Origin of the sequence: Kitasatospora sp. NPDC087861 (genome assembly GCF_044742585.1) — a bacterium.
GTDB lineage: Bacteria > Actinomycetota > Actinomycetes > Streptomycetales > Streptomycetaceae > Kitasatospora.
In genome coordinates this window covers 1-15,073 of the sequence record NZ_JBIUUS010000021.1, presented here as the reverse complement: position 1 = coordinate 15,073, position 15,073 = coordinate 1, and the positions used below count along the sequence as shown (strand labels likewise).

Below are 15,073 nucleotides of genomic sequence, written 5' to 3'. Positions count from 1 at the left end.
CGCCGGGCGTCGTGGTGCGTGGCGCGGCCGCCCGGCCGAACCCACCACACACCCACTCAGGAGAGTTGAGATGGCCGAAGAAGCCGTCGAGTCCATTCGCTACACCGCCGACGTGGTCACCACCACGCCGGACGGCCGCGTCCTGTTGATCGAGCGGGGCTGGCCGCCCTACGAGGGCGCCTGGGCTTTGCCCGGCGGTCACGTGGACCCCGGCGAGACGAGCCGCGACGCGGCCGCCCGGGAACTGGAGGAGGAGACCGGCGTTCGGGTGGACGCCGCGGACCTCCTCCAGCTCGGCGTCTGGGACAAGCCCGGCCGCGACCCCCGCGGCCGGTACGTCACCGTCGCCTACCTCGCCGTGATCCCGGCCGACACCCCGATCACCGCCGGAGACGATGCCCGCGCCGCCCGCTGGTGGCGGTTCGATGGCCTCCCGGAGCAGCTGGCGTTCGACCACGCCGCGATCCTCGCCACGGCCCTGCGCGGAGAGCCGGCCAATCCCGACCCCATCAGCACCGAACTCTGACCGGGCACTGACGCTGCCCACCACCGCGCCCGCCGCCCCCGAGCCATCCAGGCCGGGAGCGCCGGGCGTCGTGGTGCGCGGCGCGGCCGCCCGGCCCAACCCCACTCCCCTCGGAGGCACCTGATGACCGAGCAGACGACCCGCGCCCGCCTGCTGAGCAACGCCCTCGACACCGCCGACAACATCGCCATCGCCGCCGCGGCAGCCGCCGCCGGCCTCACCACCTACCGCACCCTCGCCGCCCGCCCCACCGAGACCCGCTTCACCCTCGCCGCAGCCGCCGCCGGCCTCGCCGCCTGCCTCGCCGACCAGGCCACCACCCAGCTCCGCCGACCGCTGCGCCACCGCCTCGGCGTCCCCGCCTACGGCTACGCCTCCGCCGCCGCAGCGCCGTCGAGGGAGCAGCTCCTCGCGGAGGTCGCCGCCGACGCCGCACACCGCGCGGCCGCCGGAGCCAACGGCCTCGACCGCATCGGCGGCAGCCTGACCGAGGCCGCCAACTGGGTCGGCGCGCAGGACGGCACCGCGACGTGCGAGCTGCCCGGCGGCGCTCACCTGCTGTGCGTTCCCTCCCCCGCCGACCAGCACGGCTACAGCACCCGCACCTACATGCTCGTGCGGGACGGCGAGCAGCAGATCCGGGTCAGCAGCATCAGCGAGCTGGTCGCGCTCCTGGACAGCCCCACGGCCGACGCGGCGCAGCCCGCCGACAACGAGGACCAGGCCGACGACCCGTGGTCCACCCTCGGCGAGGAACTCGCCATCGCCGAGCTCTGCCCCACCGCGGCCGCCGACGAGGACCAGGCCGCCGAGGACGACGAGGACGACAACCGCGACCAGGAGGCCGAGGCCCACGCCGCCGGCCTCCTGTAGTTCGACAGCAGCTCTCGGCGGCGGGCCGGCCTCCACCGAGGACCGGCCCGCCGCTCCCTCCCCCGCCCCGCTGTCCAGATCAGGGAGACCACAGCCATGGCCCGCACCGTCGCCCGCCGCCGTCCCGCCACCACCGACCACAAGCCGGTCCTGATCGCCCTCCCGATCGTCTCCTCGGACCCGTACGCCGGACCCGCCGGCCGTCGCCACTACACCTGCTCCTCCTGCGAGACCTCCTGGGCCGGCGGAGAACAGGACTGCTTCAACTGCGGCCAGCCAGCCACCGGCGAGCACCCCAACATCACCGCCGCCCTCCAGCTGCTCCTGCGCCGCCCCGCCGCCCGCCACGCCTGACCACCCGCCAGCACCCCAGCCCGGCCCTCGCACCCCAGCGAACCGGGCCGACCCGTCGAAGGAGACACACACCATGACGATCACGCCGATCCCCCGCCGCGGCCTCTACGCCACCAACCCCGACGAACGGCTGCGCCCCGGCACCCCGGACCAGCCCTGGGAGCTGTGGCTCACCGGCCCCAACGCCCTCCTGCCGATGCCCGACCTCGCCACCGCCCTGATGGCCGCCGCCGAACACAACGCCCTGTCCACCGACCTGGACGACGGCTCCCCGCTCCAACCCGTCAGCTACGCCGTCGTCCTCCAGAACGGCTACGCCTGGCGCCGTGAGGGCGCGGCCCGCTCTGGCGCCAGCATCGCCGTCCCGTCGCTGTGCTGGACCGCGAAGTGCTCGGTGTGCGGCGACCTGGTCGAGGACGAGTACATCCCCCACCACGCCAGCGCCGAGGACGCGGCCGCCGACGCCGTCGCCCGCGAGTGGCACGAGCTGCCCGACGGGCGCCTGGTCTGCGACCGCAGCGACGACGTCCACGACGACGCCCGCACCCAGGCCCGTGCCGAGGACACCCCTGAGCAGCCGGACGAGAACCAGCTCGCCTTCCTGTAGGCCCATCACCTCGATGGAGGACCACATGTACCGACCCGTCATCGCTCCCCGCCCCGACAGCCCGAGCAGCCAAGCTGTCGGGGTGGACTTCGACGAGACCCTGATGGCGATCGACGAGCGAGGATGGATGGGCGGCCAGGTGTACGGCGAGCCGATCCCCGGCGCCATCGAAGCGCTGCGCCTGCTCGCCCAGCACCGCGCCGTCTTCGTCTACACCGCCCGCCACCGTCGATTCCACGACGCCGTCGCCGGGTGGGTCACCCGACACAGCGGCCTGGTGACCCGGGTCAACGACGACCCCGACCGTGCCTACTGGACCGAGCACGGCACCGTCCTGGTGACCAACCTCAAACTCGGTGCAGCTGCGTACGTGTGCGACAAGGCCGTCTACTTCAACGGCGACTGGACCGCCACCCTCGCCACCGTCACCCGAGCGATCGGTCTGACTCAGGTCGCCGTCTGACAGCAGTACCCGAAGGGGCCCGTTCCTGGCGTGAGTAGCCAGGAACGGGCCCCTTCTGCGTTTCCGGGTGGACTAGCGCCCGTTACTGTCCGGGGGTCAGTCGACGATCTCCGCGTCCACTGGAGCTGCCGCCACTGCTGCCGCGGCCGTCTTTTTGGCGGTCGCCAAGCGCTTGCCTAGACGCTGCAGCTCGATGTCGAGGTCCTCGAGGTGCTGATGGGCTGCGGCCGGGTCAGCCTCCACTGCAGACTTCAACGCGCGGGGGGCAAGGAGTGAGGTCACCCGCTCTCGCAGTACGGCTGCAGAGCGGCTCAGGTCGCGCAGCTGGGCCACACCTGGCTGCTCCTCGTTCCCGAGGTCAGAAATTTCTGACCCCTGATCGCAGGGGGTGAGGTCAGAAATTTCTGACCCCGCCTTCTGCCCGGGAATGGATGGCGTCGTCAGCTCGGCGGCGAGCTCGACCAACCTGGATGCGGTAGGGCGCTTCTTGCCATGCTCGGCCGCTTCGGCGACGCCGAGCTCGACGACCGTGCGGGCCGTCTTCAGGTCATGCGAGGCGATGACCGCAGCCACCGCCTTGCGGGCCGAGGCGCGGCTCAGGTACTGGGTGAGTTCGGGCCCCAGCTCAGCGACCGCCCGCGCCCGAACCGCGTCCTGCATGAGCTCGAAGACGTACTTCTCGTCCACGTCCAGGACCCCAGACGCCCATACAGCGAAGTTCGAGTGGCCAGCGACCACGTGGAGTTCCCGCTCCTGCGCGGTCTCCAGCAGGACGCCCTTGTTGAGTACGACGAAGTCCTCGGCCCGCCGCCCGAGGCCATCGATCTCGATCAGCCGCTCAGTGACATATTCGAGCTGCTCCTTGGGAGTGCCCGTGATGTCCTCGGCGGTGAGCACCCGGCCGCCCGCGAAGACGCTCGGCGTGCCCTGGGCGTCCACAATCGCCGGCAGCGCAGAGGAGGCAGCCTGCTGCTGCAGCCCAGCCGGCACCGCCGGGTCGACTGCGGAGTCTGGGGCCTTCTTCAGTCGGCTAGTGCCAGCCTGGATCAGCTTGTTGGCCATTACAGGGATACTCCCGCTGCCGTGAGGATTCGGTCATAGGCACCTGTAAGCGCCTGAGCTTCCTTGCCGGAGGCCGCAGTGATCGGTACGCAGGCAAAACGCGTCTGCTGGCGCACCGAATGCCGGGGAATCGCGAGATCGTCGCGGTACAGATCCCCGTACGTCTCCGCCAGGTAAGCCCCTATGGCGTCCTTCAGGGTGCTGCGCCCGCCGGGAACGATGGAGGGGACGATGCCCACTACCCTCAGGTCCGGGTTCATGCCGAGGTCCCTGACCAGCTTGATGGTCGCGAGGGCCTCCTTGGCGCCGATACGCCCGTCCTCGTCGAGGGTCGCCGGGATGATCACGTCGGTCGCTGCGACGAGGGCCGAGGTCACGAGCTTGCCGCCAGCGCGCGGCGGCAAGTCGAGGACGCCGACCGAGCCAGGCTTTATGGCACCTTTCAGAGCAAGCCGCAGGCGGAACTCCAGTCCGACAGCGACGTTGTCAGTCTCCCGGTTAGCCAGGGCGCGCTCCGCTGCGATCACCTGGACTCCCGGCCACGCGTCGGACGCCGGGGCGAAGGCTTCGGTGGCCAGTCCGGTCTCGCCCTGAGGGTCGAGGGCGAGCAGGTCGTTCATGCTGAAGGCCGGGGCCTCGTCTTCGGAGATGCCAAGCTCAGCGGTGAAGGTGCCGCGGGGGTCGAGGTCTCCGGCAACGACGTCCAGGCCTCGCTTGCGGGCAGCGGCTGCCAGGCCGGCTGCCAAGGCGCTCTTGCCGACGCCGCCCTTCTCGCTGTAGACCGCGATCACTCTGCTCATGCCCGGCCCTTCTGACCGTCGAATGCCCAATACACGGAAGGAAGGCTATCTGGGGCCGAGTGCTGCAAAAAACACCACGGGCATGTCACCACGTTGGCGCTCACCGCCAGAGCGTCCACGCATGACCTGATCCTGCGGCTGGATCGGCAGGGCAGTGACTGGACCGACGCGGTACGGATCGGGAGGACGGCCTGCGCCAGCTGGAGGATGCCCCCGTGTCGGCGCTCTACCTGACGCTCACCAGTACCATCACGCGATTCTGGGCGGCTCCAGCCGCCCTGATGCACCCGCACGCCCTTGACGTGCCGTCACCTGTGGGTGGAGCGTCATGCAAAACTGCGCAACCGACTTGGTACGGGAGGGCATCATGACGCTACGGTTCGCCGGGGTGGACCCCAACACCGGCAAGGACGAGAGCCCGATGGTGTGGGTCGACGACGAGCAGAAGGAGTTGGTCGTCCAGGGCCTCAAGCCCGGCGACGCGCTTCTGACGGAGATCGGCACGACCGAGTGGGTGCCCGGCCACTCCGTCGGTACCCCCGACCACGAGAACGTGACCCGCATCCCGCTGCGCATGGCGGCGATCATCAGGAAGGCGCTCGACGATGCCGAACGTGACGGTCTTCTCTGAGCTGTTGGCCGGCGCCCGGCACTCCGCGGTGCACCTGGAGATGCGTGACTCCTACGGGATCGCCGGCGAGGCCGCCGAGTTCGAGCAGTTCCAGCGGACCGGTGTGCACCCAGACCTCGATCCCGATGGCGAGGGCTGGTCCGGCTGGGTGTCGATGGTGCGGGCCGCAGTTGCCCGTGGTGTCGTGGTGCGCCGCGCCCGGATCGTCTCCGAGCCGGTCACCGAGTACATCCGCTACGAGCATGCCGGGACCGTGGTCAACCTCGCGGCCGGCGAGCAGGTCCGCTGGCTCCCGCGCCGCCGGGCCTCCGACCTCGCGCTGCCCGGAAACGACTTATGGCTGTTCGACGGGACGACCGTCCGCTTCAACCACTTCACCGGCGACGGGGCCTCCGGCGGGCCGGAGATGTGCGAGGACCCCGCCGTCGCCAAGCTCTGCGCCGACGCGTTCGAGGCCGTCTGGGAGCGCGCCATCCCGCACGAGCAGTACACCGTCTGACGCCCGGACCGGACGACCAGCTCCATGCCCCCCTCCCCGTCCTCCAGCGCCCAGGAAGCCCGCCTGACCCTGGCCGCGCGCCTGCGCGAGATCATGCTGGACGCCGGCCTGCAAGGGCAGGAGCTGGCCGCCCGGTGCGGCTGGAACGGCGCCAAGACCTCCCGCATCATCAACGCCAAGACCGCGCCCTCAGACGCCGACATCCGCACCTGGTGCCGGGCTTGCGGAGCCGACGACCAGGCCGAGGACCTGATCGCCGCCAACCGCGCCGTGGACTCCATGTACGTCGAGTGGCGCCGCCTCACCCGCACCGGCCTGCGCCGCCTCCAGGAATCCGCGGCGCCCCTCTACGAGCGCACCCGGCACTTCCGCTCCTACTCCTCCCGCGTCGTGCCGGGCGTCCTGCAGACCGAGGCGTACGCCACCGCCCTGCTCGCCACGGTGGCCGACTTCCGCCGCACCCCCAACGACGTCGCCGACGCCGTGAAGGCACGCCTGGCCCGCTCCCGGGTCGTGCGCACCGGCCACCACCGCTTCGCGATCCTGGTGGAGGAGTCCGTCCTCTACTACCGCCTTGGCACCGTCGAGACGATGGCCGAGCAGCTGGAGCACCTGCGGGCCGCCATGGCACTGCCGGCCGTCTCGCTCGGCGTCATCCCGTTCACCGCGCAGCGCACCATGTGGCCGGTGGAAACGTTCAACATCTTCGACGACGCCGAGGCCGGTGTGGAACTGCTGTCCGCCCAGGTGACCGTCACCACGCCCAGCGAGCTCACGCTCTACGCCCAGGCGTTCGACCGGCTCAAGGACTTCGCGGTCTACGGCGCGCAGGCGAGGGCCCTGATCTCCAGGGCCGCTGACTCTCTGGGCTGAATTCCTGCAAACGCGTGCAAACACGTTGAGTGCCCGGCCGGCCACTCCCTACCGTCGATCCGTCGCCCGCCGTGACGGACCGGACACCCGGACCCCGGCGGGCGAGCTGGGGCCGCTGCGCGGGCCCGCCCCCCGTCGGGGCCGCGCAGCCGTCACCGCCGATGAGAGAGCGGAGTACCGCCGTGGCCGCGCACCCCGTACCCAGCCCGCCGGCCACGGTTGCGGCCGCAACCGGGCGGCGTCGGCGGGTGAGAGGTCCACGGTGACCGCGGACGTCGAGCCCCAGACGCAGCCCCCGGCCGCCGGCTCCGCGAAGGCGCTGCTGCCCTACGAGCCGCAGTCCGCCGCCGCGGCCCGCCGCCTCGTGCGCACCGCGCTGCGCGGGTGGGAGCTGGAGGACCTGGTCGAGGCCGGCGAACTCATCGTCAGCGAGCTGGCCGGCAACGCCGCGAAGACCGGCTGCCAGCGGGCCATGACCGTCACCGTCGACCGCGTCACCGACCGGTGCGTGCGGATCAGCGTCCGAGACGGCTCCCGCGCCCTGCCCTGTCTGATCGACGCGGGCCCCGCCGCCGAGTCGGGCCGCGGCCTGGCCCTGGTCCACGAACTCACCGGCGGGCACTGGGGCGTGACCCTGGAGACGTTCGGCAAGACCGTTCACGCGGATCTGCGCACCCGCGCTCCCGCCCCGGCATAGCCCCAGTGCGCCGGGGCGTCCCTCTACTCCTCCCAGGCTGCGGGAGGGCACCATCACAGCGACGACAAGGAGCTCGGTATGGACATTGACGGTGGCCACGGTGGCGGAGGCTCGGGCGGCGACGGGGGCGGGGGTGACGGGCACCCGGGGACTCCGTGGACGCCGCCGTCCGACCCGCCGTCTCCTGACGGCAGCACCCCGCCCGGGGATGGGGGACACCGCAAGTGACGCTCGCGCCTGAGCAGGAGGGCCGCCCCGCGCCGGGGCGGTCCTTCCCCGTTGCCGACGCGTGGGCGCCGGCCTTCGACGCGGTTCCGCGCTCGCTGTTCCTGCCGGACCTGGTGTGGGCGCACGACATGGCCACCGGGAAGAGCCGTCCCGTCGACCGCACCGCTGACGAAGCCTGCTGGCTGGCGGCGGCCGCCGCGGACATCCCGATCGTCACCCAGTGGGACGACGGCGAGCACCAGGGCGCCGAACCCGGCACGGTGCCGACCAGCTCGGCCTCGATGCCGTCGCTGGTCGCGTCGATGCTGGACGACCTGAAGGCCGAGCCGGGGATGCGGGTGCTGGAGCAGGGCACCGGCACCGGCTGGAACGCCGCCCTCCTCGCCCACCGGCTCGGCGACGCGAACGTGACCACGGTCGAGATCGACCCCCAGGTCTCGGCGCAGGCCCGCACCGCACTGGCCCGGGTCGGCTACCGGCCGCTGGTCGTCTGCGGGGACGGCGCGCTCGGCTTCCCGCCCGGGGCCCCGTTCGACCGGATCACCGCGACATACGGGCTGCGGGAGATCCCGCGGGCGTGGATCGCGCAGACCCGCCCTGGCGGCGTGATTCTGGCGCCGTTCGGCACGCACTACTCCAACGCCGACGCCCTGGTCCGCCTCACCGTCCAGGGCGACGGCACTGCGAGTGGCCCGTTCCTGAAGCCGGTGGAGTTCATGAAGATGCGCTCCCAGCGCCTCCTGTGGCCGGAGAACCCGCCGGACGGTGGCACCGTCGCCGAGTCCACCACCACCGCAGTCCTGCCGTCGCACGGCAAGTTCGACCCGTTCCCGCTCGCCGCCGGCCTGCGTCTGCGCGACGTCGTCCACGCCGTCCAGCCTCACCAGGACGGCGCCCGCACTCTGTGGCTTTACTCCCTCACCGCTCCGGCCTGGTCGGCGACGACCTTCCGGGCCGGCGAGGACGAGCACCTGGTCCGCCAGTACGGCGGCCGGCGCCTGTGGGAGGAGTTCGAGCGGACCCTCACCTGGTGGCACGACACGGGTGAGCCCGAAGTCGAGCGTCTCGGACTCACCGTCACCCCGCACGGCTGGCACGCCTGGCTGGACGACCCCGCCCAGGCGATCTGACCGGCCAGCCCGGTCCGGAGCCGCGAGTTCACCTCGCGGCGCCGGACCGGTGTCGAACACCGCCTGCCGCGACTCGTCGGGCGTAGCAGGTGCGGGCGCGCTTTCTGCTGTCACGGCGCTGCGCGGCGGGGCCAGGGGTGTTCGACGTCAGCGGACGTGGTTGATGAAGATCTGCGATCCGTCGTGGAAGTCGATCGTGGCGCCGTGGCCGACTGCCGGAGCGGTGGGCAGGCCGGAGTAGACCTCGACCGCGGCGATCTCGCCCGGGTCGGCGGCGAGGAGTGCGGCGACGAGTGCCCGCTCGACCGAGGCCAGGTCGTTGCCGGGGGCCGGTGCGTCCATCGGGGCGGGCTTGGTGCCGAGGACCGGGGCGGGTTCGGCGTCGTACCACTTTTCGCCGGGGGCGCCGACTCCGATCACCTGCCACAGGGAGGTCCGTCCGCCGGCCTCGACGGCGACGCCGAACGGGTGCCGGGTGTGGCCGGCGTCGGCGAACGTCTTCGCCGACACTCCGGGCAGTCCGGCTGCGGCATCGAGGAGCAGCTGCTGGAATCGGGCAGGGCGCACGGGTGTCCTTCGCCGGGGGAGGGGAGTGATTCACCGTATCCGGGCATGCCCCGGTGGTGACGCCCGCGACTCGGGCCGTTGGGCTGATCCCGGAAGGATCGGGCCCGTTCGGCGGCGGAGTAGCTGACGTTTGATCACTCGAACAAATGGTCGAATACTGAGTCTATGACCTCCGCCGTGCCGTTCTCCCGCCCCGTGCGCCCCGAACGACTGCCCGGGGACGCCGAGTGGGCGCCCCGGGAGCTGATGACGCTGCCCGGCCGCTCGCGGGACGTCCGCAGGTGGCGGCTGGTGGAGATCCGCCTGGGCGGCCGGTGGCGCCCGGCGCTGCTCACGGTGTGGCGCAGGCCTCCCGGGTCGACGGGCTGGGTCGTCCACGTGCGGTGGGACGATGACGCGGCCGAGGCCGGCCCCGGCACGGCCTGGGGCTGGTTCCTCTATTCCGGGGAGACGGTGCGCCCGCTGCCCGAGCCCGGCGGTCCGGCGCCCGCCCGGGCGCCGTTCCACGGAGTGTGGCGGGACGCCATCACGGTGCCCGGCGAGCTCGCGGGCACGCCCGACCCGGACGGCGCGGACCGGTGCTGGCGACTGGCGTGGGTGCGGGCCGGGGGCGGGTGGCGCTCGGGCGTGGTCACCGCCCGCCGCCGCCCGGGGCCGGACGTGCCGTGGATCGTGCACACGCGCTGGGGCGAGGACAAGCAGGCCGCCTGGGCGCTCTACGATCCGGCCGCGGTCCGGGTCCTGCCCCGGTCCGACGCCCCCGCCGACGGGCCCGCAGGGGCCGCGGAGTTCCTCGACGGGACCCCGGTCCGCGACCGTGGACACACGGCCCCGGAGACGGCCGGATGAGGCTCACCGCCGCCGCCCCGGACCGAGATCCCGACGCGTCCGGACCCTCGCTGCCCGAGCCGGACACAGACGAGCGGCGCCGACTGAAGCTGGCCGGCCTGATGGAAGAGACCGCCCCGGCAGCCCGCGCCCGCGAGGCCCGGGCGGCCGTCCTGCCGGTACTGAAGCCGCTGCGCCCGCTGCTGCCGCACGGCGGCCTCGCCAAGGGCACCGTCACCGAGGCCCCCGACATGAGCCTGCTGCTGGCCCTCGCCGCAGGTCCCGCGACCGCCGACCCGCACGCCTGGACCGCGGTGGTGGGCCTGCCCGACCTCGGCCTGGCCGCGGCCGCCGGCTACGGCCACGACCTGCGCCGCCTCGTCGTCGCCGACCACCCCGGTGACGACCACTACGCCGAGGTCCTCACCGCGCTCGCCGCAGCCTGCCCCGTGATCCTCGCCTCCGCCCCACCCCGCCGCCTGCCGCCCCGCACCGCGGACCGGCTCGCCGCCCACCTGCGCCGCGCCGGCACCATCCTCATCACCCCAGGCCCCTGGCCCGGAGCCCAGCTGCGCCTGGAGGTGACCGCGAAGGAGTGGATCGGTCTGGGGGACGGGTGGGGGCAACTGGACGGTCGCCGGGTCGAGGTGCGGGCGAGCGGCCGGGGCTCGGCGGCCCGGCCGCGCCGCGCGGAGCTGTGGCTGCCGGACGGGGCCGGGGGCGTCAGCCCGGCGACGGCCAGTCAGACCGTCGCCAGCGGGACGGTGTCCGGGGCCGTCGCCGCGCCGGCGTAGCCAGGTGCCGGACTCCGGCAGGCCGACGCGCGCTGGAATGCTCTGCCCGCCGGGGACCTCCTGCCGCAGGTGGCGTGCCGCGCTGCTCTGCCCGCGGCGGCTGTTCCCGGCGGCGTGATGCCGACGCCGCTCCCGGTGATCGGCGGCTTCGGCGGAGTACGGGCGGGCTCTGGGAAGGTCTCGCGGACTGTCGAGGGCATGGCGACCGGGAGTGACTGATGGTGTCTGGGGCTGTCGCCGGGAAAGCTGGTTTTGCCTGGATTTCCGGGACCTGTCGGTCGAAAGTTGGCGCAGGTTAACGGATATGACGCTGATTCGCATTTATGGCCTGCGCGGCTACCACTGTGCGTGTCCTTGCGGCTACTGTCGCCGTTTGCGGGCCCCGGCAGCCTGTCCTGGAAAAACCGTCTGCCGGGGGCCGCTTACCTATCCCTGCCACGCATTCCGGAGGACAGCATGACCTCTCAGCGCAGCAAGCCCATCGTCATGACGCCAGCGTCTGACGGTGGATCCGACCGTAACATCCCGCATCGCGCGGGTCTCCAAACCGCCGCCCGCCGGGCAGGGGTTGACCTGGTGGTCAACGCCCGTTTCAGGGCGCTGCCGCTGCTGGTCTCGACGGCGGCCTGGTGGCTCTTCGAGGCGGCCGCTCCGCTGCCCGGCCTGCTCGTGCCGGCTCTGCTGGCAGGCCTGAGCGGTTCCCACCTGCGCGTTCGCGCGAGCGCCCGGCTCTGACCCGCATCCCGGTGGCGTCGGGTCCGCCCGGCGCCACCGGGCTGTTCGTGCACACCTGCCGGAGGTGGCCGGATGCCGCCGCCGGCGTCACCCGTACGGGCGCCGACGCCCTGACGGCCCGGGTGCGGTGAAGGGTACCGCCCCGGCAAGGAGACCCCGATGATCACGAAGAACGTCCGGTGCCGCTCCTGCGGCTCCATGTTCCCGCGCCCGAGCAACCGCGGCCGCACTCCGCAGTACTGCGGCGACGACTGCCGCCGCAGGGGAGTGAGCACCAACCGGCGAGACAAGCGGATGGGCAAGGTGGTGACCACCCGCGCCGCGAACGCCGCCGCGATCGCCCACTCCCTGATCGACCACGCCGTGTGGATCGAGCGCCTGGCCCGGATGCAGAGCCCGCTGAAGGCACTGGAGGAGATCACCCACCTCAAGAACGAGATCGACGACTTCACGGCGTACACGGTGCGCCAGTGCCGCGACCAGAACCACACCTGGGAGGAGATCGGCGCCGCGCTGCACATGACGCCGAAGACCGCCGGACGGCGTTTCACCGAGGAATACCTGCGCCGGCGTCGACGCTCCAGAGGCCTGCGCGCGCGCTCCTCCTTCAGCGGGCTCCACCAGGCGCTCGAGGGAAGGCTGGCAGCCATCTTCCAGCACCCGGCCGCGCTCGAAGACGCCCCGGCGGTCGAAGCCGCCCAGGAGAATGACGGCGCGCCCGCCGACGACGACGGCACCGCTCCCACCGACGACGGCTCACCACCGGGCCGGCCCGGCGGGCGCCCCGACCCCGCGCAGCTCTCCCGAGCCCTGTCCCACCTCCAGCGCTGCTCCGGCGCCACCCTCAAAGCGCTGGCCCGGTCCGCCGGCGTCTCCCCCTCCTACATCTCCCGCGTCCTGTCGGGGGAGAAGATGCCGTCCTGGCCGGTCACCAAGGCCATGACCGACGCATGCGGGGGAAAACCCACGGACCTGAGGATCCTCTGGGAGACCGCCCGCGGTGCCCGCCCCCAGCCCCCGCTGATCCGCCACAGCACGTGCTCGCTGATCGCGGACGCCGAGGCGACCCTGCGCTCGACCCTGCGCGGCCTCCACCTGGCCGCCTTCAGCCCGCCGCCGGCCAAGATCTGCGAGCAAGCCGACGGACCCCTCTCCCCGAGCGACGTCAAAGGCCTCCTCGAAGACACCACCAGCCGGCCGGTACCGGACTGGACCGTCGTGGAGAAGGTCGTCGACGCCCTCAACGCCAACGAGGACGTGGTCCGCCCGCTCTGGGAGCACGTCCAGGTCGCCCGCGACCCGTACTGGACCCCCGAGAACGGCTGCTCCACGCTGGCCGCGGCCTTCGGCTGACCGCTCCGGGCCGGGCCGCCCACGCGGCCCGGCCCGCCCGCAGACCACCTGGGGAAAACTCGATGCCCAACCCCACCCGGGCCACCGGCCTGCACGCCCTGTACAGCCTCCACCGAGACCACTACCGGGCCTACGCCCACCTCCTCCTCGGCACCGCCGACGCCGACCTCGCACTCCTCGCCACCTACGACCACCTCGCCGACGCCTGGCCCGAGATCATCGCCGCCGCCAACCCCCAGGAACACGCCTGGCAGGCCCTGCGCCAGCGCGTACACCTCCTGGCCGGCCCCAAGCCCCTGCGCCCCGTGGCCCACCTCGACCCTCGGCTCCAGGACGTGCTCCTTCTTCACCATGTCCTCGGCCTTCCGGCCGACGACATCGCCACCCTCACGGGCAGCGAGACCGCGGACATCAACGCCCGCCTGCGCCAACTGAGCGTCGCGTCCGACTGCAGCAGGAGCTGAGGCAGCCGCCCGAGCTGTCAGTGCTGACTGGGAAGCTGACCACCATGGACGACGAGGCGCTGCTGCGAGGACGGGTCTACGGAGCCGACCACGACGACCCCGACCCAGGCCCGCGGCTGGGGCACGCGTACCGCGAGCTCGTCGGTGGCCCGCTCGACGGCCTCCTCCTGGATGTCACCGGCTGGGACACCGAACAGCTCGCTGACGGTGCCGCGCTCGCCACCGAGATCGGCAAGTACGGCGCTGGCGGCCGAGCCCACTACGAACCCCGGCCCGCCGACCCGGCCCGCTGGGACTGGGCCGGCGACACCCCCTAGCCACACCCGGACTTCCGGCCGGCTCTCGGCACTGCCCACCGGGCCGACGGGCCGGGTGGGCGCCGCGCACCCCATCCGGCCCGCTGCCGGCCGGACCGCCTGGAAGCGGCCCGGCCGGCAACGGTGCGACGGGTCAGTGCAGGATCACCTCGATGTGGTCGGCCAGGAAGCGCGCCACCTCTACAGCGGCCATGGTGCCGAGGCCCCCGGCGACGCGGGTCAGGATCTGGCCGCGCATCCGCTCCGGGGACAGCCAGGCCGACCACCTAGCCCGGTCCGGCACCGCCGCCCGCGGCGGAACAGCCCGGCGTTCAACGCCGTCCCACCCCGCCGCGCCCGCTCCCTCGCTGCGCGGCCCGCTGATCTTCTCCACGGTCATCCACTCCTTCGTCTCGTACGCCTGATGGACACGGGCCTGGTCGACGCGGTGGGCGCTCGGTGGCGCCTCGGGGCGTTGGCCGGGCCCGTCGGTGGTGGACCGTAGGCGGCTGAGAGCGCCGGTCAAGGGGCGCCGGACACGGATTTCCGGCGGGGCGGCAGGTGCGTCTGGGCGGCGAAAACGGCGGAGCCTACACGACCCTGTCGGCCGGTCAACCCCCGCTGACCTGTGGGGCTGGCCAGGAACACGATGGTGGCCTCCACCTCCTGAGCAGGGTGTGGAGGCCACGGGTTCGTGGTGCGACGGTCAGGGCGACGGCGGGCCGGGGCGCTACTGCGTGCGGCCGCGAGCACGCGCGGGCGGGCGTCGCCGTCCCGGGTGACCGGACCCCCGGGACGGCGCCATGGCCTACTGCCCGGTGCCGGCCGCGGGCGGCGCGACCGCTTCGCCGCCGGCGCGGACGGCGTCCAGGACACGCTGGTGATACTGGGCCAGGGATTCGCCGGCGGTCAGGGGAGCGGGTGTGCCGGTCAGGGTGTACCACTCGTCGGCGCCGCGGTACTGGACCGCGACCCACGCCTGCCCGTTCGGGAAGGCGGTGGTCACGACGGTCACCTCGCCGGTGATGCAGCCGACCTCCTCGGTCATCACCCCGCCGGGCCCGGCGGTCACGTGCGCCTGGTGGCGCTCGGCGTCCGGCGGGACGCTCACTGGCCGCAGGTGTCGAGCATGTCGGACAGAGCCCGCTTCTCCGGGCCGGTGACGTTCAGCTGGTAGTGGCTCTTCACCTCGACCCACGTTCTCTAGTGCTGTCAACCAATCTCCACTGGTCAGCGCGAAATGCGCCCATGAGGTACATGAGACACATGGCGGCGCACCTTCCGAGGGAGCTA

21 protein-coding genes are annotated in these 15,073 nt (G+C 72.7%); 16 read left to right on the top strand and 5 right to left on the bottom strand.

Translation table 11 applies throughout. From position 1 onward, the window contains the following. Window positions 1-70: 70 nt before the first annotated feature. From ACIOJE_RS27170 to ACIOJE_RS27150, 5 genes are all read left to right on the top strand, one after another. A complete protein-coding gene (locus ACIOJE_RS27170; RefSeq protein WP_400779493.1) occupies window positions 71-526 on the top strand; it encodes an NUDIX domain-containing protein in 456 nt (151 codons plus the stop codon). A 123-nt stretch (window positions 527-649) separates the two neighbouring features. Then, on the top strand, window positions 650-1,399 hold the full coding sequence (locus ACIOJE_RS27165; protein ID WP_400779491.1) for a hypothetical protein: 750 nt from the start codon (window positions 650-652) through the stop codon (window positions 1,397-1,399). A 96-nt stretch (window positions 1,400-1,495) separates the two neighbouring features. Continuing rightward, complete coding sequence (locus ACIOJE_RS27160) at window positions 1,496-1,753, top strand: hypothetical protein (protein ID WP_400779489.1); 258 nt, start codon at window positions 1,496-1,498, stop codon at window positions 1,751-1,753. Window positions 1,754-1,826: 73 nt separating this feature from the next. Next, on the top strand, window positions 1,827-2,360 hold the full coding sequence (locus ACIOJE_RS27155; protein WP_400779487.1) for a hypothetical protein: 534 nt from the start codon (window positions 1,827-1,829) through the stop codon (window positions 2,358-2,360). A gap of 25 nt (window positions 2,361-2,385) precedes the next feature. Continuing rightward, window positions 2,386-2,823, top strand: coding sequence for a hypothetical protein (locus ACIOJE_RS27150; RefSeq protein ID WP_400779485.1), 438 nt, complete (start codon window positions 2,386-2,388; stop codon window positions 2,821-2,823). A gap of 96 nt (window positions 2,824-2,919) precedes the next feature. Here ACIOJE_RS27150 and ACIOJE_RS27145 read toward each other — a convergent pair whose 3' ends face one another. Beyond that, window positions 2,920-3,885, bottom strand: a complete 966-nt coding sequence (locus ACIOJE_RS27145; RefSeq protein WP_400779483.1) for a hypothetical protein — start codon at window positions 3,883-3,885, stop codon at window positions 2,920-2,922. Further along, window positions 3,885-4,685: a ParA family protein gene (locus ACIOJE_RS27140; protein WP_400779481.1), complete on the bottom strand. Its 801-nt coding sequence runs from the start codon at window positions 4,683-4,685 to the stop codon at window positions 3,885-3,887. Before ACIOJE_RS27140 ends, ACIOJE_RS27145 begins: the two co-directional genes overlap by 1 nt. Window positions 4,686-5,052: 367 nt before the next feature. On the opposite strand from ACIOJE_RS27140, the gene ACIOJE_RS27135 reads away from it, so the two are divergent. From ACIOJE_RS27135 to ACIOJE_RS27115, 5 genes are all read left to right on the top strand, one after another. Then, window positions 5,053-5,316, top strand: coding sequence for a hypothetical protein (locus tag ACIOJE_RS27135; protein WP_400779479.1), 264 nt, complete (start codon window positions 5,053-5,055; stop codon window positions 5,314-5,316). After that, window positions 5,291-5,815, top strand: a complete 525-nt coding sequence (locus ACIOJE_RS27130; protein ID WP_400779477.1) for a DUF6879 family protein — start codon at window positions 5,291-5,293, stop codon at window positions 5,813-5,815. Before ACIOJE_RS27135 ends, ACIOJE_RS27130 begins: the two co-directional genes overlap by 26 nt. 24 nt (window positions 5,816-5,839) lie before the next feature. Continuing rightward, the gene (locus tag ACIOJE_RS27125; protein WP_400779475.1) at window positions 5,840-6,688 is read left to right on the top strand and encodes a helix-turn-helix domain-containing protein; all 849 of its coding nucleotides are present in this window, start codon (window positions 5,840-5,842) and stop codon (window positions 6,686-6,688) included. A gap of 262 nt (window positions 6,689-6,950) precedes the next feature. Next, window positions 6,951-7,385 carry an ATP-binding protein gene (locus tag ACIOJE_RS27120; RefSeq protein WP_400779473.1) on the top strand — a complete coding sequence of 145 codons (435 nt, stop codon included), beginning with the start codon at window positions 6,951-6,953 and terminating at the stop codon, window positions 7,383-7,385. A 224-nt stretch (window positions 7,386-7,609) separates the two neighbouring features. Next, window positions 7,610-8,743: a methyltransferase domain-containing protein gene (locus ACIOJE_RS27115; protein ID WP_400779471.1), complete on the top strand. Its 1,134-nt coding sequence runs from the start codon at window positions 7,610-7,612 to the stop codon at window positions 8,741-8,743. A 147-nt stretch (window positions 8,744-8,890) separates the two neighbouring features. Here ACIOJE_RS27115 and ACIOJE_RS27110 read toward each other — a convergent pair whose 3' ends face one another. Next, window positions 8,891-9,310: a hypothetical protein gene (locus tag ACIOJE_RS27110; RefSeq protein WP_400779469.1), complete on the bottom strand. Its 420-nt coding sequence runs from the start codon at window positions 9,308-9,310 to the stop codon at window positions 8,891-8,893. 165 nt (window positions 9,311-9,475) lie between these two features. On the opposite strand from ACIOJE_RS27110, the gene ACIOJE_RS27105 reads away from it, so the two are divergent. The 6 genes from ACIOJE_RS27105 to ACIOJE_RS27080 all read left to right on the top strand — a co-directional run bounded on the left by ACIOJE_RS27105 (window position 9,476) and on the right by ACIOJE_RS27080 (window position 13,801). Next, a complete protein-coding gene (locus ACIOJE_RS27105; RefSeq protein ID WP_400779467.1) occupies window positions 9,476-10,159 on the top strand; it encodes a hypothetical protein in 684 nt (227 codons plus the stop codon). Continuing rightward, window positions 10,156-10,932, top strand: coding sequence for a hypothetical protein (locus ACIOJE_RS27100; protein WP_400779465.1), 777 nt, complete (start codon window positions 10,156-10,158; stop codon window positions 10,930-10,932). The genes ACIOJE_RS27105 and ACIOJE_RS27100 overlap by 4 nt, the downstream gene beginning before the upstream one ends. 456 nt (window positions 10,933-11,388) lie before the next feature. Continuing rightward, window positions 11,389-11,667 carry a hypothetical protein gene (locus ACIOJE_RS27095; protein ID WP_400779463.1) on the top strand — a complete coding sequence of 93 codons (279 nt, stop codon included), beginning with the start codon at window positions 11,389-11,391 and terminating at the stop codon, window positions 11,665-11,667. Window positions 11,668-11,826: 159 nt separating this feature from the next. Beyond that, complete coding sequence (locus ACIOJE_RS27090) at window positions 11,827-13,020, top strand: helix-turn-helix domain-containing protein (RefSeq protein WP_400779461.1); 1,194 nt, start codon at window positions 11,827-11,829, stop codon at window positions 13,018-13,020. A 62-nt stretch (window positions 13,021-13,082) separates the two neighbouring features. After that, window positions 13,083-13,484, top strand: coding sequence for a hypothetical protein (locus tag ACIOJE_RS27085; protein WP_400779459.1), 402 nt, complete (start codon window positions 13,083-13,085; stop codon window positions 13,482-13,484). A gap of 44 nt (window positions 13,485-13,528) precedes the next feature. Further along, on the top strand, window positions 13,529-13,801 hold the full coding sequence (locus ACIOJE_RS27080) for a hypothetical protein (RefSeq protein WP_400779457.1): 273 nt from the start codon (window positions 13,529-13,531) through the stop codon (window positions 13,799-13,801). 133 nt (window positions 13,802-13,934) lie between these two features. Here ACIOJE_RS27080 and ACIOJE_RS27075 read toward each other — a convergent pair whose 3' ends face one another. Next, window positions 13,935-14,180, bottom strand: a complete 246-nt coding sequence (locus ACIOJE_RS27075) for a hypothetical protein (protein WP_400779455.1) — start codon at window positions 14,178-14,180, stop codon at window positions 13,935-13,937. A gap of 408 nt (window positions 14,181-14,588) precedes the next feature. Continuing rightward, window positions 14,589-14,891 (bottom strand): hypothetical protein, encoded by a 303-nt coding sequence (locus ACIOJE_RS27070; RefSeq protein WP_400779453.1) that lies wholly within the window; start codon window positions 14,889-14,891, stop codon window positions 14,589-14,591. Between the last annotated feature and the right edge of the window lie 182 nt (window positions 14,892-15,073).